Consider the following 17,882-nt stretch of genomic DNA (forward strand, 5'->3'; position numbering starts at 1 on the left):
GATGAACGCGCCCGTCACACCCCCGTCCGCCCATGGCACGGGGACCGCTCCGCGCCCTTCCCGCCGCCAGGCGTGGACAGCCGCCGTGGCTGTGGCCGCCCTGGCCGTCGGCGGCTGGCTGACGGTCACTGGTCTGAACGACGCCGCGGCCACGCCGCCCGTGCCGGGCGCGCATGTCACCGCCTCCGCCCGCACTCCCGCCTCGACGCCGGCGGACGCGGCGCCCGGCCACGCCGGTACCGCCTCACCGGCCGCGTCCGCACCCCTGGCCGCCTCCCGGCCCGTCCGCGTCCGGATCCCGGCCGCCGGCGTCGACACCGGCCCCCTCCTCGAACTGGGCCTGGCCCCGGACGGAACCGTCCAGGTGCCGTCCGAGGAGCAGGCCGACCTGATCGGCTGGTACCGCGAGGGGGTCACACCCGGTCAGACCGGACCGGCCGTCCTGATCGGCCACTACGACACCGCGAGAGGGCCGGCGGTCATGCGCGACGTCACCCACGTCGAGCCCGGCGACACCATCACCGTCGACCGCGCGGACGGCTCCACCGCGGTCTTCGGCGTGACCGACCTGCAGCAGGTGGACAAGAAGCACTTCCCCACCCAGCGCGTCTACGGCGACACCGCAGCACCCGAACTGCGGCTGATCACCTGCGGCGGCGACCTGCGGGGCGGCCACCGTCCCGACAACATCATCCTGTACGCGGACCTCATCCGGACCTCCCCGCCCCGTTCCCACTAGCGCGCCGTGCCAGACGCGGCCGCGCGAGGAGTGGGGAGTAGTGGCTAGGGTTCCAGGTCGGGAGCACGCGGAGGCCTGGGGGGAGAACCGGTGAGCGCTCGGATTCTGGTGGCCGAGGACGACGAGAAGCAGTCCCGGCTGATCCGGATCTATCTGGAGCGGGAGGGCAACGCGGTGCAGGTCGTGGCCGACGGGCGCGCGGCGCTGGAGCGGGCGCGCTCGTCGAAACCCGATCTCATCGTGCTGGACGTGATGCTGCCGTTGGTCGACGGACTGGACGTGTGCCGCATCCTGCGCACCGAGTCGGACGTTCCCATTCTCCTCCTCACCGCCCGCACCACCGAGGAGGACATGCTCCTCGGCCTCGACCTGGGTGCCGACGACTACCTCACCAAGCCCTACAGCCCCCGTGAACTGACCGCTCGGGTACGGGCGTTGCTGCGCCGGTCGAGGAAGGCCGCCGGCGCGGCGGAACCCGCGGTGCTGCGGGTGGGCGTGGTGGAACTGGACACCGCGCGCTTCGAGGTCCGCGTGGCGGGGCAGCCCGTGGCCCTGACCGCCAAGGAGTTCGCCGTACTGGAGGCACTGGCCCGGGAACCGGGCCGGGTCTTCACCCGGGCACAGATCATCGAGCGCGTCTTCGGTTTCGACCACGACGTGCAGGAGCGGACCGTCGACGCCCATGTGATGAACCTGCGTCGGAAACTGGAGACGGATCCCGGGCGCCCCCGCCACCTGGAGACGGTGTACGGCCGGGGCTACCGCCTCAATGACGCCCCGGGCCCGGCGTCCTCCTGACGTCCCGCCCCCGGGGTCGCGGGCAGCACGATGGTGAACGTCGTGCCCGCCCCGACCGTGCTGCGCACCTCGATCGTCCCCCGGTGATCGGTGACGATCTGACGGGCGATTGACAGGCCCAGGCCGCTGCCGCCGGTAGCCCGGCCACGGGACGCGTCCGCCCGCCAGAAGCGGTCGAAGAGGTGCGGCAGGTCCACCGCCGCTATCCCCTTGCCGGTGTCCCTCACTTCCACGACGGCCAGCTCGCCCCGGGGGACCAGGGCCAGGGTCACGCTGCCTCCCGCCGCGGTCGCCCGCAGCGCGTTGCCGACCAGGTTGCCGACGACCTGGCGCAGCCGGTCCGGGTCGGCGGTCACGAAGACCGGGCGCGGCGCCTCCAGTTCGAGGGCGACGCCCGCCGCCCCGGCCTCGGCGCGGTGGGCCGTACGGCCCGTTTCGAGCAGTTCTCTCAGGTCGACCTCGGTGGGGTGGTAGGTGAGCGCGCCGGCCTCCGCCAGCGCGAGGTCCTGGAGGTCGTCCACGATCCGCTGCTGCAGCACCGCCTCCTCGTGCAGGGAGGCGAGCAGTTCGGGGGTCGGGTCGACGACGCCGTCCCGCAGGGCCTCCAGGTAGCCCCGCAGGTTGGCCAGCGGGGTGCGCAGTTCGTGCGCGATGTCACCGATGAGGCGGCGCTGGCGCTCCTCGCCGGCCTTCAGGGAGTCGGCCATACGGTTGAAGGCGCCGCCGAGTTCCGCGATCTCGTCCCGGCCGGAGACGGGGACCCGGCGCTCCAGGTCGCCCTCGCCGAGTCCCTTCGCGGCCAGCGTCATGGCCCGGACGGGGCGCAGGACGGCCCTGCTCAGGAGCAGGGCGCCGAGGACGGCCGCGAGGGCGACCCCCGCCGCGACGGCCACGGTGGGCGCGGCGGCCAGGGTGGGCGGTGACTCGTTCCGGACGCCCAGGCGGACCTCCAGGCGGGGCGGAGCGACGGAAGCGGTCCGTTCGTTGAAGACCCTCTGCAGGCAGTCCGTGGTCCCCCGCTCGGACCCGCACGGCCAGACCGCGTCGATGTCCCGCGAGGTCGGCGGGTTCGCTCCCGGTTTCGGCTCCTCGCACCGCGCGGTCCGCCGGTCGGTGTGGATCCGGGGCACCCCGACGGCGTCCGCGGCGGCCGTCACCCGCGCCCCTTCCCGGGTCAGACAGGCCGCGTACGCCACCGCCGCACGGTAGTCGGCGATCGCCGTGGCCGTGAGTTTCGCCTGGCTCCGCGGCAGTTGGCTCTCCGGGAAGCGCAGGAGGGGGCGCGGGTCGACCAGGACCGCGGGCTGGTCGCTCGGCGCACGGGGGTCGCGGCCGGCGAGGGCGTCGGAGTCGGCGAGCAGGACGTCCGCCTCCGTGGCGACCCGGACGCGCTGGCCGGTGTCCCGGGCGAGTCCGGCCACCGTGGGCGAGAGCCCTTCCCAGGTGCCGTGCGCGAACCCGTACGCACGCAGGGCGCCGGTGATCCGGGCGACCTCCTGGCGGCCTGCCGTGACGGTCTCCTGAACCTGACGGTTGGCCTGCCGCAGGGTCAGCCATGCGGTCGCGGCGGTGGCGGTCAGCGCCACCAGCATGAGCAGACCCAGGACACGGAGACGGAAGCTCACCGCGCCTCCTTCCCTTGTTCTCCGTGTTCCAAGAGGGCGTCTGCCCAGAGGGCGTCTTCCGAGAGGGCGTCTTCCGAGAGCCAGGAGGGCGTCCTCCAGGAGGGCGTCATCGCGTTCACGGGCCGGACAGCGCCTCTGTCGGGGACATCCTGCTCGCGCGGACCGCCGGGTACAGTCCGGCGATCGCGCCGATGACCAGGGTCGAGGCGACGCCCGCCAGGCTCGCCCACGCCGGGACCACCGTCGGCCAGTCGCGGCTGAGGGCGTATCCCGCCGTGATCAGTGTCCCGAGGACCGTGCCGGCCAGACCGCCGATGAGCGACAGCAGCAGCGACTCGGTCACGAACTGGGTGCGGATCTGCCCCTCGGTCGCCCCGAGGGCGCGCCGCAGACCGATCTCCGGCCGCCGTTCCAGCACCGAGATGACCATGGTGTTGCCCACGCCCACGCCACCGACGAGCAGGGCGACTCCGCCGAGGCCGAGCAGCAGGCCGGTCAGTGCCGACTCGGTCGCCTCTCGGGCCGCGAGCGCGTCGGAGGGCCGCGAGATCCGCACCTCGCCCGGCTTCTCGGGGTACGCCGTGGCCGGGAGCACCGCGCGCACCGCCGCGACCCGGCTGTCCTCAGCACGGACGTACACCGTCGACGGGTGGCCGTCGAAGCGCAGATGGGTCCGGGCCGCCGACCATCCGACCAGGGCGGCGCTGTCCAGTTCCGGCGCCAGCGGTACCGGGTCGAGGACGCCGATCAGCGAGAACCAGTGCCCGCCGAGCCAGACCCGGGTGCCCGGGGTGTACACGTCGAGCCGTTGGGCGGCGGTGGCGCCGAGCACCACCGCCGGGTACTCGCCGGTCGCGGAGTCCAGCCAGCGCCCCCTGCGGACCTGCCCACCGACGGCCGGCAGGAGATCGGTGCCGGCCGCGAGCACGGCCAGGGAGCCGGTCCGGCCGACGGCGATGTGGTCGTTGCGGTAGACGTGCGCGTCGGTCACGCCGGTGGCGGCCACCTGCCGCACCGGCGGGATGCGGCGGACCATCGCGACGGCCTCGTACGGCAGTCGGGCCTCCTCCCCCGTCAGGGACTCGCCCGGGGCCACCCTCAGCAGGTTGGTGCCGAGGGCGTCGAGCCGCTGGTCCACCTCCGCCTGTCCGGAGCCGGAGATGCCGACCACCGCGACCATCGCGGCGACGCCGATGGCGATGCCGAGCGCGGAGAGGAAGACCCTCAGCGGACGGGTCCGCAGGCCCGTACCGCCGAGCCGTACGACGTCCGCGGGTCCGAGCCGGGCGGCCCGCAGGCGGCCGCCGGAGGCGTTGGCCCGCCGGTGGCCCCGCCGGTGACCCCGGAAGTGGCCCGGCTGGTGGCCCCGGCCTCGGCCCGGCGCCGCCGGAGCGAGCCGGTCGGGCGGTACGGGCGGGTCGGGCGGGTCCGGCTGCTGAACGCAGGAGTGCGGGATGCGGTCGGTCATCCGGACGCTCCGATCGGGGTGCCGGACGCCACGGCGCGGCCGGGGACGCCGGAGACGTTCGCCCGCCGGTGGCCCGGCGCCGCCGGAGCGAGCCTGCCATGCGGGTCGGGCAGGCCGGGCGGGTCGGGCGGGTCCGGCTGCTGAACGCAGGAGTGCGGGATGCGGTCGGTCATCCGGACGCTCCGATCGGGGTGCCGGGCGTCGTGTCCGTGACCAGGTGTCCGTCGCGCATCTCGATGCGGCGCGGAAGGCGCGCGGCGATCTCGCGGTCGTGCGTGATGATCACGACGGTGGTGCCGGCCGCGTGCAGTTCGCGCAGCAGGGCGAGGACGGCCGCTCCCGACGCGGAGTCGAGGTTGCCGGTCGGCTCGTCCGCGAGCAGCAGCGACGGCTCGCCGACCACGGCACGGGCCACCGCGACCCGCTGCCGCTCGCCGCCGGAGAGCTGGTGGGGCAGGTGCCGGACGCGGTGGCTGAGCCCGACCCGGGCCAGCGCCGCCTCGGCCCTGGCCCGGCGGCGCCGCAGCGGGACGCCCGCGTAGAGCAGTCCGTCCGCCACCGAGTCCAGGACCGGGACCCCGACCGCGAGGTGGAAATGCTGGAAGACGAAGCCGATCCGGGTGGCCCGCAGCGCGGAGACCTCGCGGTCGGACAGCTCCGCCACGTCGTGGCCGTCGACCAGGACCCGCCCCGTGGAGGGCCGGTCGAGGCTGCCCATGAGATGCAGCATGCTGGACTTGCCGGAGCCGGACGGGCCGACCACCCCGACCAGTTCCCCGCGCCCGATCCGCAGACTCACGTCGCGGACCGCCGCCACGTGGCCCGGATACGTCTTGGAGACGGCGTCGAACTCGACGACGGCCCGATATCCGCCGCTCATCCCGGAATCCTCACCTTCAGACCCGCGCGCACCGAGGAACCGCTCACTTCCACCTTGCCGTCGGCGAACAGCCCGGTCTTCACGGGGATGAAGTCGCCGTCCGCCGTCTCCAGCCCGTGGCCGCCCTCCGCGAGCGCCATCAGGGCGGCGACCGGGACGGTCAGTACGTCCTTGACCTCGCGGCCGGTGTACTCGACGGTGACCGGGCCGCTCTCCAGCCGCCCCACGGACTTCTGGTCCTCGATAATGACGGTCACCGGCAAGGTGGCGGCGGCCTCGCCGGAACCGCCCTCGCCGGACGCGCCCTCGGGCGCGCCGGCCTGCCTGCCCACCGACGCCACCTCGCCCTGCACGGACCTGCCGTCGGGCAGCCGGACCCGGACGACCGTACCGCGTACGGCCCAGGAGGCGTCCGTGGCCGAGGTGTTGACGACGACCTTGCGTGCCGTACCGGTGTAGGTGAGGGTGTTCTCGCCGACGGCCTCACCGAGGCGGACGCCCGGCGGGCCGAACCTCACCTTGCCGGCGGAGTAGATGACGTCCCCGACACCGACCGTGCCGGTGCGGGGCACCCCGAGTGCCTGCTGCCAGCGTTCGACCGCGTCGGCGGTCCTGGTGGTGAACGTCTCGTCCACCGTGAAGCCGGTGTAGCCGAGTGCGGCCAGGTTGGTCTCGAACTGCAGGACGTCCATTCCCTTGAGTTCCCTGCCCTTGAGCTCCGTCGCCGCAGCGTTCCCGGCGCCCGTCGGCGTCAGCGGCGGCGTCGAGGTCGATGTCGATGTCGATGTCGATGTCGCGGAGGGGGTCGCGGCGCCGGTCTTGCCGGTGCCGCCCGCAGGTTGCCCCTCGCCGGGAGACGCGGCGCCTTCGGCGGTGTCGCCCCCGGCCGGTTCCCCGTCCCCGGGTGCGGTGGTGGTCAGCCCCAGGTCCCGGTACATGGGCAGCGATCCGTACAGCAGCACCACCGGGCGGTCGTCGACCCGCAGCAGCGTGTCGCCGCGCTCCGCCGTGGCCCCCACCTCGGGCAACCAGGTCACGGTCCCGGTCGCCTTGACCGGCAGAGGCATCTCCGTGCCGTACCCCAACTGGCCGTCCACCTGGGTGCGTTCGGTCAGCGTGGCCCGGGTCACCGGGACCAGCGAACCGGCCCGGCGCGGTGCGCCCGGACCCTCGTCCCCGCCGCCGCCGAGCCCCAGGGCGCCCACCACGGCGACCACCGCCACGACGACCACGGCACCGGCGACCAGCGCCCTGCGCCGCCCTTGCCCGCCGCGCGGCGGTCCGGAGGCCGTTCCGGGACCGTCGTCGATCCCCGTCACCGTGTCCACCGTGATCAGCCCTTGCCCGGGCCCGGATTCTCCGGAACGCCCACGATCGGCCCGCAGATCCGCATGGCCCGCTTCGCGCCGGCCGAGCTCTGGTCCCATTCCCCCTGTCCGAGGCCGTCGGGGCCCGGGTCGGGGAAGTCGGCGGCCCCGTTCTCCTGCATGCACGTCGCGTACCGCTGCTTCACCTCGATCTGCTCGGCGGTGAGCTTGGACTGGTTGCCCTTCTCGATGCTCTCGGGCACGGCCGCCAGGTGCTCGGCGCACTTCTCCGTGGCGGTCCGGAACGTCGCGTCCTTCTTCAGCTCCCGGTTGCCGCCGAAGTCGATGTTCCCCTTCTCGTCCGGGTCCGGGGCGTCGACCCCGTTCTCCCGCAGGCACTTCACGTACGTGCGCTGTGCCTGCACGTAGGCGGCCACGTCGTCCCCGCCGCTCTGCCCGTCCTGGCCGGCGGACGACGCGGTCGCGCCGCCGCTCGCGGCCGTCGGGATCTCCGACTCGCCCTCCTCGCCCCCGCAGCCGGTCAGCGCCAGCGCCATGACCGAGGCCACCGCGGCCAGCAGTACCCGATTCGTCCTCACCGGTTCTCCCGCTCCTCTGTCGGACCCGCTCGCGAACGCGGCGGGCGGACCGACCGTAGGGGGGAGCCGATGAAGAACTTTTGAAGAACCTGTCAGCTCACCGTGCGACCGTGCGACCGCACGACCGGGAGCCGTCCGGGAGTGCAGTCGGGGCAGCCGGGGTTGCGGCATCCGACGGCCCAAGAGGCCCCGGCCCTGCGCGCGTACGCGGTGCCTCATCGCAGCAGTGGTCCCTCGGCGACGGTGAGGACGGCTTGTCCGGCGATGCCGAGGAGCAGCGAGAGGGCGGCTGCCGCGTGAGCGGTGGCGGCGGGCCGGCGCCCCAGGACCGCGTGCGTGTCGGCGGGCGCGGGGTCGGTGGTGGTGAACAGGGGGCCGAGCCAGCGCAGGTAGTAGAAGAGGGAGGCGACGGTGTTGGCGACGGCGAGGGCGGCGAGCCAGGTGTGGCCGCCGTCGACGGTCGCGCCGAAGATCTCCAGTTTGCCGAGGAAGACGCCGGTGGGCGGCGTGCCGACCAGGCCGAGGAGACAGACGACGAGTACGGCCGCGAGGTCGGGGCGGCGGCGGGCGAGGCCTCGGTAGTCGGTGAGGGTACGGGCGTGGGGAAGTGCGGTGACGACAGCGAAGGCGCCGAGGTTGGTGACGGCGTAGGCGGCCAGGTAGAACAGCAGGCTCTTCTGGGCGAGGTCGCTGCGGGTGGTGACGGCCAGGGCCATGAGCAGGTAGCCGACCTGGCTGATCGTGGAGTAGGCGAGCAGGCGTTTGACGGAGGTCTGGAAGAACGCCGCCAGGTTTCCCAGGGTCATGGTGACCGCGGCGAGGATCGCGATGAGGAGCGGCCAGTTGACGGCGCTGTCGGCGAGTGCCTGGTGGAGCAGGCGGTGGCCGGCGATCAGGCCACCGATCTTGGGCAGGGTGGTGACGTATGCGGCGACGGGTGCGGGGGCGCCGTCGGTGACGTCGGGCACCCAGAAGTGGGCCGGCACCGCGCCCGTCTTGAAGAGGAGACCGGCGAGTACGCCGACGAGTCCGACGGCGACGAGTCCGTAGGGGGCGGTGGGCAGGGCCGTGGCGAGTTCGGCGTAGTGGGTGGTGTGGCCGGCGCCGTGGAGGAGCGCGACGCCGGCGAGCATCGTGGTGCCCAGCAGGGCGCCCATCAGGTAGTACTTCAGGGCGGCTTCGGTGCCGGGGGCGTCCTTGGCGAACCCGGCGAGCGCGTAGGCGGGGATGCCGGCCAGCAGGTAGGCGGCGAACAGCATCAGCAGGTCGTTCGCGCCGATGAGGGCGAGGGTGCCGGCGCCGGTCATCAGGAGCAGGACCCAGTACTCGGTTTCGCGTGGGTGACCCCTCACGGTGTCCACGGACATGCCGACGACCAGCAGCAGGCCGGCGAGGACGACGAGCCGGCCGGTGCCGGTGGCGGTGTCGACGGCGAACGCGGCGGCGAAGACTGCCTGTTCGCGGTCGGCGGCCATGGTGACGGCGGTGGCCGCCAGGCCGGTCGCGCAGGCGGCGGCCGCGAGCACGGCGACGATCCACTGGCGGCGGCGGGGCAGCCAGGAACCGGTGAGGAGACCGATGACGGCGGCGCCGAGGAGGGACAGTTCGGGGACGAGGGCGGCCAGGTTCTGGTTCACCGTGCCACCAGTTCGGCCAAGGTGCGGCCGGCCGGTTCGATGACGTCCAGCAGCCGGCGCGGCGCGACGCCGATCACCAGGGCGACCGCGAGCAGCGGCACCGTGGACAGCGCCTCGGTGGCCCTGAGGTCGCGAAGACCCCCGGTGGGGAGGGTCCCGGGCAGGCGCGGGGGACCGAGGAACACGCGCCGCAGTGCGGTCAGGAACAGGGCCGCGGTGATCAGGATGCCGGTCGCGGCGACGGCGGTGGCGACCGCCTGGGAGGCCAGGCTGCCGGTGAGGATCTGGAATTCGGCGATGAAGCCGGAGAAGCCGGGAATGCCGAGACTGGCGAAAGCGGCGACGGCGGTGACCGCCGCGAAGCGCGGGGTGTGAGCGGCCAGGCCGGAGTAGGCGTCCATCGCGTAGGTGCGTCCGCGGTCGTGGAGCACACCGGCGAGCAGGAACAGGGCTCCGGTGATCAGGCCGTGGCTGACCATCTGGGTGACCGCTCCGGTGACCGCCAGGGAGCGGGCCCGGGCGTCGGTACCGGCGAGCGTCCCGGCGGCGCCGACGGCGAGCACGATGTAGCCCATGTGGTTGACCGAGGTGTAGGCGATCATGCGTTTGAAGTCCGTCTGCGCCAACGCCACCAGGGCCCCGTAGACGACGGACACGGCGCCGACGATGACGATGACGAGGGCGTAGTGGCGCCAGCTCCCGGGCAGCAGGGGCATGGCGATGCGGACGAAACCGTAGGTGCCCATCTTCAGCAGGACGCCGGCCAGGATGGCCGAGCCGGTGGCGGGGGCGTCGGTGTGGGCGGGCGGCAGCCAGGTGTGGAAGGGCACGGTCGGGGTCTTGACCGCCAGTCCGACGCCGATGGCCAGCAGCACCAGGCCCGCGTAGGGGCCGCGTCCGGCCAGCGGGTTGACGCGGGTGAGGTCGACGATGTCGAAGGTGTGCGGGTCGGCCGCCAGGTAGAGGCCGATGAAGCCGAGCAGGAGGGCGAGGGAGCCGGTGAAGGTGTAGAGGAAGAACTTCAGCGCCGCGGCCCGGGCGCGTGCGCCGTGTCCCCAGCCCGCGATGACGAAGAACATGCCGACGATCGACAGGTCGAAGAAGACGAAGAACAGGATGAGGTCGAGGGCGACGAACAGGCCGACGCCGACGGTCTGCAGGAACAGGAACAGGCAGACGTACGAGCGCACCCGCCGCTTCTCGCGCAGGGAGTGGACGGCGACGGCCAGGAACAGCAGGCAGGTCAGGGCGACCAGGGGCAGGGACAGGCCGTCGACGCCCACGTGGTAGCCGACGCCGGCACTGGGGATCCAGCGCGCCCGCTGCTCGTACTGCATCCCGCCGCGGGGGTCGTAGCCGGCCCACAGGGCGATGACCAGGGCCAGGTCGGTGGCCGCGGTGGCGATCCACACCCAGACGTACGCCCTGTCCGGGAGGGTGCGCGGCAGGAGCGGCAGCACCGCGCACACCAGCAGCGGCAGGAACGTGACGACGCTCAGCACAGGGCCTACCTCACCAACAGGATGATCAGCACGAGCACGGCGAAGCCGACGGCGGCCTGGGCGTAGTACTGGTGCAGCAGGCCGGTCTGCGGGCGGCGCGCCCAACGGCCCAGGCGCCGCGCGCCGGCGGCGACCGCGTGGACGGCCGCGTCGATGCCGCCGTCGTCCAGGCGGCGCGCGAGCCGGGCCGCCGCGAGGCCGCCGCGGGCGGTCTGCCGTACGGCGCCGTCGACGACGCGGTCGTCGAAGACGGCCAGCGTCCGCGCCAGGCCCAGCACCGGACGGACCACGACGACCCGCGCGGCCCGCTCCAGGTGCAGCCATCCATGAGCCCCTCGCACGGCGGCGGGCGGTACGGGTGCCGGGCGGGAAGCGCACCGCCAGGCCAGGCCCGCGCCGGCGAACGCGACGCCGGCGGACAGGCCTAGCTCCCACGGCTCGGGGGACGGCTCGCCCTGGGCGCCGACCAGCCGCTTCAGCCAGGACGCCGGTCCCGGCAGGGCCAGTACCCCCAGTACCGCCGCGGCGAGGGTGAGGACGAGGAGCGGAGCCGGTGTCGTACGGGCGATACGCCGGGTGCCGCGTCGCTCGGTGTCGTATCCGGCGGCCTGCGGGCTCGGCGGGAGGATCCGCGGGTCCTGCGGGAGGGCGTGCGGGCCCTGCGGAAGGGGACGTGGGCCCTGCGGGAGGGACCGCGGGCTCGGCGGGAGGGACCGCGGGCTCGGCGGGAGGGACCGCGGGTCCTGCGGGAGGGGACGGGTGACGTACCAGACGGCCTTGACGCCGTAGACGGCGGCGACGGCCGCCGCCGCGAGGCCCACCGCGTACCGCCCGGTTCCCTCGGAGCGGGCGGCGGCGAGGATCTCGTCCTTGGCCGCCCACAGGGACAGGGGCGGCAGCCCGGCCAGGGTGAGCGCACCGACGGTGAAGGTCACGCCGACCAGGCGGTGGGCGCGGGCCGCACCGCGCAGTGCGGGCAACTGCTTGGTGCCCAGCGCCGTCAGCCAGGCCCCGGCGGCGAGGAACAGACCGGACTTGGTGGCGGCGTGGGCGACGAGCTGCGTGGTGCCCGCGGCGACGCCGCCGCTGCCCGCGGCCAGCACCATGAAGCCGATCTGCGCCGAGGTGGAGGCGGCGAGGAGCTGCTTGAGGTCGGTCTGCGCCACCGCGACCAGCCCCAGGACCAGGGCGGTGGCCGCGCCGGTCCAGGCGACCAGCGGACCGGCCCAGCCGGTGGCGTCCAGCAGCGGGACCAGGCGCAACAGCAGGTAGGCCCCGGCAGCCACCATGGTCGCCGAGTGCAGCAGCGCGGAGACCGGGCTCGGTCCCTGCATGGCACGCGACAGCCAGAAGGAGAACGGCAGTTGCGCGGACTTGCCGAGGGCGGCCACGACGACGCCCGCGGTGACCACGTGCAGCCACGGCGTTCCGGCCCGCGGCAGGGCGTCCAGCCGCAGGGAGCCGACGCCGCCGGCCACGGCGGCGCCGGCCGCCAGGTACAGGCCGAGGTCGGCGGCGCGGGTGGTGAGGAACGCGACGTCGGCGGCTTCCGCCCGTCCGGGCCGCTGCCACCAGTAGCCGATCAGTGCCCAACTGGTGGCGCCCATCACCTCCCAGGCCATCAGCAGCGGCGGCAGGGTGGTCGCGGTGACGGTGACGAGCATGGCACCGGCGAAGAGCAGCATCAGCCCGAAGAACCGGCCCCTGTTGTCGGCGGCGGAAAACTCGCTCGCGGAGAACTCCCCCGAAGCGAAGGCCAGGACGGCGGTGGTCACCGCGGCGACGGTGACCACCATCACCGCCGACAGGCCGTCCACCGCCAGCCCCGCCTCCATCCCGGCGAACAGCGGCACGCTCACGGCCGGCCGGCTCACCGCGGCGGCGAGCGCCGCCCCGAGCGTGGCCACGGCGACCGTGACACCGAGGGCGGGGACCAGCCGGTTGCCCCGGGGTCCCGTCAGAGCGAGAACCGCTCCCCCGCCGAGGGGGAGAGCGATCAGCAGCCAGAGCCCCGCGCTCATCCCTTCAAGTCCTCCGCCATGTCGGTCATGTCGACCCGGCGGGCGCGGTAGAGGGCGGTGGTGACGGCGAAGCCCATGGCCATCTCCACGGCCATCGCGACCACGGCCGCCACGATCACCACCTGGCCATCGCCGGAAGCGGGGGCGAGGAAGTACCAGAAGTCGGCGGCGGCGACGACGATCCCGCCGATCATCAGCTCGATCCCCATCATGATCATGACGATGGACTGCTGGGAGAGGGCGCCGAACAGGCCGGTCGAGAACAGCCCGGCGGCGAGGACCAGCAGGAGTGGGAACGTCACCGGCCCACTCCGCCGCCTGCCGGGTCCTTCGCGGGCCGCCGGTCGAGGTCGTCGCCGAAGCGGTCGTACCGCCCGCGGTGGGTGGCGAGCACGGTGGCGCCCACCATGGTGGCCAGCAGCACGAACCCGAGCGTGACCATGGTCAGCATCTGGTCGCCCATCAACGACATGCCGACCTGGAAGGTGGTGTCCCCGGGCCGCGCTCCCGTGCGGTCGGGCCAGGGGACCAGGAAGATCCCGACGACCATGGCGGTGAACACGACGCCGCTGACGGCCAGCGCGCCGCGCTGGTTGTGCAGCATCGACATCGGCATCAGACCGGCCGGATTCATCATGTACGCGATCATGAACACGGCCATGATCGCCATCTCCATGACCATCATCAGGACGATCACCACGCCGAGATACGGCAGCCGCAGCACGGTCACCACCCCGCCGACGCACACCAGGGAGCCCAGGAGCGCGAAGGTGACCCGGGCCATGGAGTTCAAGGTGAACACCAGGACGCCGCCGGCCAGGGCGAGCACGCCCAGCACCCACAGCAGCACCGTGCCCGTCGCGCCCGTCGCGCCCATGGGGGGCTCCTTTTCTACGAGTGTTCTCCGAGTTCTCTACGAGTCGAGGCCCACCACGGCCGGCACCAGCGCCTGGGCGATCGACAGCGGAAGCAACACCACCCAGGCCAGTTCCACGTACCGGTCGGCGCGGACCACCGGCAGCCGCCGCAGCACCCACACCAGCAGCGCCAACACCAGCGACGTCTTGACCAGCGACCACGCCCAGGCCGGCAACCCCGGTCCGGCACCGCCGCCCAGGAACAGCGGCACCGCCATCGCCGCCCCGGCCGCCAGCCACAGCCACCGCCCCGCCTGCAACAGCAACCGGTCCACCCCGGACGTCTCGCCCAGCACACCGTCGGCGATGTCGCGACCGGCCGGGTAGGCGAACGGGCCCAGGAAACTGAAGGCGAGCACACCGGCCAGGTAGGCGACGAACGCGAACGGCATCCACACCGCGAACCACAGGTCGTGCTGGGCGCCGGCGATGTCGGTGACGCGCAGGGACTGGGCACCGGTGGCGGCCGAGATCAGCGCGAACATCAGCGGCAGTTCGTAGGCGAGGCCCTGCGCGAGGAACCGGTACCCGCCGATCAGGGAGAACGCCGCGTTCGGTCCCCAGCCCGCCAGCCACAGCCCGGCCCAGGTCAGCACCTCCATGGCGTTGAACCAGACGACCCCGACGGACAGGTCGGCGACCACGTGGTTCCCGAACGGGACGACCAGCGTGGACAGGACGGCCGCCACCGGCACGGTCATCACACCCACGCGCCACAGCAGCCCGTCCGGGGCGGGCATCCGCCGCGGTTGCGCCAGCAGGGCCCGCGGCACGGCGAGGAACGGTCGCAGCACGCCGACGGGAGTGACCGGCCGGCCCGCGCTCCGGGCGTCCAGCGCCGCGTCACCGGCCACGGCCAGCACCACGAAGCCGAGCAGTACCGCCGGAGCGGCCGGCAGCATCCACCACGCGCCCGCCTCAACCACGGGCCGCCTCCGGGACGCTCAGGGCCAGTTCGTCCGGGTCGGGGTCGAGGCTGGCGACGATGAGACGGGCCGCGCCCAGCTCGGTTCCTTCCAGCAGCCGGGGCAGCAGCTCCGCCAGGGCGGCCGACGGGGGTCGCTGCCCCGGCGGCCCCGCGTCCCACCGGCCCCGCGGACTCTCCTGCTCGACCGGGTCGAGGAGAGCGATGTCGTCGAGCCGCCGCACGTCCGCCAGGACGTCGGTGATCCACTGCCGGTAGCGGGCCGGTACGTCCCTGCCCGCCCGCCCGGCCGGTCCGCTCGCGCCCACGGCCCGCGCGTCTTCCGCGGTCAGCAGGCCGATGCCGCGGGTCAGCCAGTACAAGGTGCGCGACCGGCCGACGCGCCGGGCAAAGCGGGACACCCGCGGAAGGACCGCCGTCGTGGGCGCCCGCTCCAGCAGGTCGTCGCGCAGTCGCCGGGCCGTCACGGCCTCGGCGGGCCAGCCCGCCACCGCCAGCAGCCGACCCAGACTGTCCAGATGCGCCGCGGCCCGCCTCCGGGCGGCCTCCCCGACGCTCACCGCCTCGCCCGCGGTGGCCCGTACCCACGGCCGGGACCAGAACGGGTCGGCCGGCCCGCCCAACGGGCGTTCCACGGGCGGCGCGTGGAGTTCCGCCCGCTGGATGACATCGCCCTGCAAAGTCACGCGGAGGGTGAGACCGGCGGGCCATTCGGCGAGAAACGGCCCCAGGGACACGTGCAGACGGTCCAGCATCAGACCGTCCCGGTCCTCCCCCCGCTCGGCCATCGCCGGCCCGCCCGGCCTCTCCATGTCGCCGTGGCCGTGCCCGCCGCGACCGCCGTGGCCGCCATGGCCGCCATGGCCGCCATGCTCACCGTGACCGCCATGCCCACCGTGATCGCCGTGATCGCCGTGATCGCCGTGCCCACCGTGATCGCCGTGATCGCCGTGATCGCCGTGATCGCCGTGCCCACCGTGCTCATGCTCGCCATGCCCACCGTGCTCGCCATGCCCACCCTCCGGTGTGCCCAGCCGGGCTCGGCCGGCCTCGAGAAGCGATGCCATCTCGTCGACCACCGCGGTCCGCACCCGCACACGCACACGCGGCCGCGGCATGTCCTGCCACAGCCGCTCCAGCGCCGGACGCAGCCGCGGGCAGTCGGGACCGGCGATCACCATCAGGTCGGCTCCGGCCGGGGTCGACGCCGACGGCCAGTCACGCGACCGCAACTCCTTCTCGGCGGCCAGCCGCACCGGCGTACCGCCCGGCGTGGTCACCAGCAGCACGCGCGGACGGCCGGCCGCCGCGCGCGTGAGGAGTGCTGTCAGGCCCACCGCAGTGCCCCTTCCCGCCATGCGTAGACCACACCGGCGAGCAGAACAGCGAGGAAGACGAACATCTCGACCACCGCGCCGGGCCCCATCGCGGCGATCACGAGCGTCCACGGATACATGAAGACCATCTCCATGTCGAAGGCGAGGAAGAGCATCGACACCGTGTACCAGCGCACGTGGAAGCGGCTGACCGCGTGTTCCACGGGCTCCAGCCCCGACCCGAACGGCTGCGCGGCCGACGGGCCGGACGGGATCCGAAAGGCCCGAGCCGCCCCGTGGACGCCGGCCACCGCCAGCAGCGCCACGCCCAGCAAGGACAGCGCGGCCGTGAGGCCGCTCACCGGATGCCACCCGCACTGCTCGTCGCACACATCTGCCGCTCCGTTCCCGCCGCACCGGAAGCGTCCGGTACCCCTGGGGCATACGCCGTTCCGGGAGGGCGCCGGGCGCACCGCAGCGCGCAACCGAAACCGCTGTCGACACCCTCCGCACCCGGCGTCGCGCTCTACGGCCACGGTGCCCGACGCCCGCACACCGCGCGAGGCGGCCGGGGCCATCGGTGCCCGGCGGTGACGCGCTGTCATTCCTGCCGCTTCGCGGGCGGAACCGTACGATGGGCGCGTGGCCAGGAGCAGCCGATCGAGCAGCCGCCCGGACGGGCGGCTCTTCGTGCTGCTGGTGATGACGGTGCTGACCGGTCTGCTGGGCATGCACGGCCTGGCGCCCGGGGTGACGCCGGCGGCACACACCGGTGCCGGCCACGAGAGGGTGATGACCCCGGCGGGCAGCGCACCGCACGCGGGCGGAGCCTGCGCACACACGGACGGCGGATCGGGTCACCTCGATCACGCCGACGCGACGTGCGCCGCTGCCGGGACCGCCTCCGCCTACTCGCCGCCGACCCTTGCCGGCGACGTGCTGAACGCGCCCTTGGCCGCCTCGCCCACCGCGGCGGCCATGGGAGCGCCCCAGGACGGCCGGGCGCCACCCGACCTTTCCGAGCTGCAACTCCTACGGATATAGGGCGGCCCGCTCGGCACCCCGGGCCCGGACTCCTCCGGTGCCGGGTGCCGTGCTCCCGCACGCCCACATCCGCTGGAACCGCGCGCCGCCACGGCGCGCGTGAAGGAGTTGCACGACCATGACCCACAAGCGCTCACTCGTCCGCCGCAGTGTCCGCAGCAGTGCCGCCGTCGTCGCCGCCGGTGCGGCAGCGCTCGTCCTGGCCGCCTGTGGCGGCGACGACGGCGACAGCGCCGGCTCGGCCGGCCACGGCGGCCACACCGCCACCGCTTCCGCGTCTGCTTCCGCCTCGCCTTCGGCTTCGGCTCCGGCTTCGCAGGGACAGCACAACGCCGCCGACGTGGCCTTCGCGCAGGGGATGATCCCCCACCACCGGCAGGCCGTCGTGATGGCCGACCTCGCGCCCGGCCGGGCTCAGTCGGCCGAGGTGAAGAAGCTCGCGGCGGACATCAAGAAGGCCCAGGACCCGGAGATCAGGACGCTGTCCGGCTGGCTGTCCTCGTGGGGCGAGGAGGTGCCCGCCGAGGGCGCCATGGACCACTCCATGCACGGCATGGGCGGCATGGGCGGCATGATGACGGACGCGGAGATGAGCGAGCTCGAGAACGCCTCCGGGAAGGCGTTCGACACCGCCTTCATGGAGATGATGATCAAGCATCACGAAGGCGCGGTCGAGATGGCGAAGACCGAGCAGGCCGACGGCGCCTACGGACCGGCCACCAAGATGGCCGGAGAGATCGTCACCTCGCAGAGCGCGGAGATCGAGCAGATGAACCAGCTGCTCGGCAAGGACTGACCGCATCACGTCGCGCCGGGGCGGGCGCCACTGGTGCCCGCCCCGCACGGGCCGCCCCACACCCGACCGACCGCTGTAGCAAGTCCCCGGGCGGTCCCGTGCCCTCCTTCGGGGGCGACTCCTGGCCGCGTTCATAGGGGAGTTGAAGGGGGACTTGCAGGCGGACTCGCAGGCGGATCACCACCGCCTCCGGGTCGACGGGGCACCGGCCGCCGCCCGTCTCCCGGGTTCACCGGGCCCTTGTCCGCGAGGGTCCGGCGGGCCACTGACCTCCTCAAAGAACCGGGAGAAAGAACCACCCACCCACC

Annotated in this window: 19 protein-coding genes; 4 read left to right on the top strand and 15 right to left on the bottom strand. The window is 73.7% G+C overall.

Going from position 1 to position 17,882, the window contains the following annotated elements:
• The first annotated feature begins 1 nt into the window (after nucleotide 1).
• Both RM812_RS25900 and RM812_RS25905 read left to right on the top strand, forming a co-directional pair.
• Nucleotides 2-739: a class F sortase gene (locus tag RM812_RS25900; RefSeq protein ID WP_394816518.1), complete on the top strand. Its 738-nt coding sequence runs from the start codon at nucleotides 2-4 to the stop codon at nucleotides 737-739.
• Between the two features lie 90 nt (nucleotides 740-829).
• Entirely contained in the window at nucleotides 830-1,537 is a 708-nt protein-coding gene (locus RM812_RS25905) for a response regulator transcription factor (protein WP_311576564.1), read from the top strand.
• Here RM812_RS25905 and RM812_RS25910 read toward each other — a convergent pair.
• The 15 genes from RM812_RS25910 to RM812_RS25980 form a co-directional block, all read right to left on the bottom strand.
• Nucleotides 1,498-3,162, bottom strand: coding sequence for an ATP-binding protein (locus RM812_RS25910; protein ID WP_311576567.1), 1,665 nt, complete (start codon nucleotides 3,160-3,162; stop codon nucleotides 1,498-1,500). The genes RM812_RS25905 and RM812_RS25910 overlap by 40 nt on opposite strands.
• A 115-nt stretch (nucleotides 3,163-3,277) precedes the next feature.
• Nucleotides 3,278-4,630 carry an ABC transporter permease gene (locus RM812_RS25915; RefSeq protein WP_311576571.1) on the bottom strand — a complete coding sequence of 451 codons (1,353 nt, stop codon included), beginning with the start codon at nucleotides 4,628-4,630 and terminating at the stop codon, nucleotides 3,278-3,280.
• Nucleotides 4,627-4,803, bottom strand: coding sequence for a hypothetical protein (locus tag RM812_RS25920; RefSeq protein WP_311576575.1), 177 nt, complete (start codon nucleotides 4,801-4,803; stop codon nucleotides 4,627-4,629). The genes RM812_RS25915 and RM812_RS25920 overlap by 4 nt, the downstream gene beginning before the upstream one ends.
• Nucleotides 4,800-5,510: an ABC transporter ATP-binding protein gene (locus tag RM812_RS25925; protein ID WP_311576579.1), complete on the bottom strand. Its 711-nt coding sequence runs from the start codon at nucleotides 5,508-5,510 to the stop codon at nucleotides 4,800-4,802. Before RM812_RS25925 ends, RM812_RS25920 begins: the two co-directional genes overlap by 4 nt.
• Complete coding sequence (locus RM812_RS25930; protein ID WP_311576582.1) at nucleotides 5,507-6,829, bottom strand: peptidoglycan-binding domain-containing protein; 1,323 nt, start codon at nucleotides 6,827-6,829, stop codon at nucleotides 5,507-5,509. The genes RM812_RS25925 and RM812_RS25930 overlap by 4 nt, the downstream gene beginning before the upstream one ends.
• Nucleotides 6,830-6,843: 14 nt before the next feature.
• Nucleotides 6,844-7,416, bottom strand: a complete 573-nt coding sequence (locus tag RM812_RS25935; RefSeq protein WP_311576587.1) for a hypothetical protein — start codon at nucleotides 7,414-7,416, stop codon at nucleotides 6,844-6,846.
• A 215-nt stretch (nucleotides 7,417-7,631) separates the two neighbouring features.
• On the bottom strand, nucleotides 7,632-9,053 hold the full coding sequence (locus RM812_RS25940; protein WP_311576590.1) for an NADH-quinone oxidoreductase subunit N: 1,422 nt from the start codon (nucleotides 9,051-9,053) through the stop codon (nucleotides 7,632-7,634).
• Nucleotides 9,050-10,555, bottom strand: a complete 1,506-nt coding sequence (locus RM812_RS25945; RefSeq protein WP_311576593.1) for a complex I subunit 4 family protein — start codon at nucleotides 10,553-10,555, stop codon at nucleotides 9,050-9,052. The genes RM812_RS25940 and RM812_RS25945 overlap by 4 nt, the downstream gene beginning before the upstream one ends.
• 5 nt (nucleotides 10,556-10,560) lie before the next feature.
• Nucleotides 10,561-12,576, bottom strand: coding sequence for a proton-conducting transporter transmembrane domain-containing protein (locus tag RM812_RS25950; RefSeq protein WP_311576596.1), 2,016 nt, complete (start codon nucleotides 12,574-12,576; stop codon nucleotides 10,561-10,563).
• The gene (locus RM812_RS25955; RefSeq protein ID WP_311576599.1) at nucleotides 12,573-12,878 is read right to left on the bottom strand and encodes an NADH-quinone oxidoreductase subunit NuoK; all 306 of its coding nucleotides are present in this window, start codon (nucleotides 12,876-12,878) and stop codon (nucleotides 12,573-12,575) included. The genes RM812_RS25950 and RM812_RS25955 overlap by 4 nt, the downstream gene beginning before the upstream one ends.
• A complete protein-coding gene (locus tag RM812_RS25960; protein ID WP_311576602.1) occupies nucleotides 12,875-13,453 on the bottom strand; it encodes an NADH-quinone oxidoreductase subunit J family protein in 579 nt (192 codons plus the stop codon). The genes RM812_RS25955 and RM812_RS25960 overlap by 4 nt, the downstream gene beginning before the upstream one ends.
• Before the next feature lie 36 nt (nucleotides 13,454-13,489).
• Nucleotides 13,490-14,395, bottom strand: a complete 906-nt coding sequence (locus RM812_RS25965; protein ID WP_394816520.1) for an NADH-quinone oxidoreductase subunit H — start codon at nucleotides 14,393-14,395, stop codon at nucleotides 13,490-13,492.
• 16 nt (nucleotides 14,396-14,411) lie between these two features.
• Nucleotides 14,412-15,206: a hypothetical protein gene (locus RM812_RS25970; RefSeq protein ID WP_311576608.1), complete on the bottom strand. Its 795-nt coding sequence runs from the start codon at nucleotides 15,204-15,206 to the stop codon at nucleotides 14,412-14,414.
• Nucleotides 15,173-15,430 (bottom strand): hypothetical protein, encoded by a 258-nt coding sequence (locus RM812_RS25975; protein WP_311576611.1) that lies wholly within the window; start codon nucleotides 15,428-15,430, stop codon nucleotides 15,173-15,175. The genes RM812_RS25970 and RM812_RS25975 overlap by 34 nt, the downstream gene beginning before the upstream one ends.
• A 315-nt stretch (nucleotides 15,431-15,745) precedes the next feature.
• Nucleotides 15,746-16,096, bottom strand: a complete 351-nt coding sequence (locus RM812_RS25980) for an NADH-quinone oxidoreductase subunit A (protein ID WP_311576614.1) — start codon at nucleotides 16,094-16,096, stop codon at nucleotides 15,746-15,748.
• A 280-nt stretch (nucleotides 16,097-16,376) separates the two neighbouring features.
• On the opposite strand from RM812_RS25980, the gene RM812_RS25985 reads away from it, so the two are divergent.
• Together RM812_RS25985 and RM812_RS25990 are read left to right on the top strand one after the other, a co-directional pair.
• Nucleotides 16,377-16,778 (top strand): DUF6153 family protein, encoded by a 402-nt coding sequence (locus RM812_RS25985; protein ID WP_311576617.1) that lies wholly within the window; start codon nucleotides 16,377-16,379, stop codon nucleotides 16,776-16,778.
• 118 nt (nucleotides 16,779-16,896) lie between these two features.
• Nucleotides 16,897-17,574, top strand: a complete 678-nt coding sequence (locus tag RM812_RS25990) for a DUF305 domain-containing protein (protein ID WP_311576620.1) — start codon at nucleotides 16,897-16,899, stop codon at nucleotides 17,572-17,574.
• Nucleotides 17,575-17,882 lie beyond the last annotated feature (308 nt).

It is taken from the genome of Streptomyces lancefieldiae, assembly GCF_031845825.1.
GTDB classification, from domain to species: Bacteria; Actinomycetota; Actinomycetes; order Streptomycetales; family Streptomycetaceae; genus Streptomyces; species Streptomyces lancefieldiae.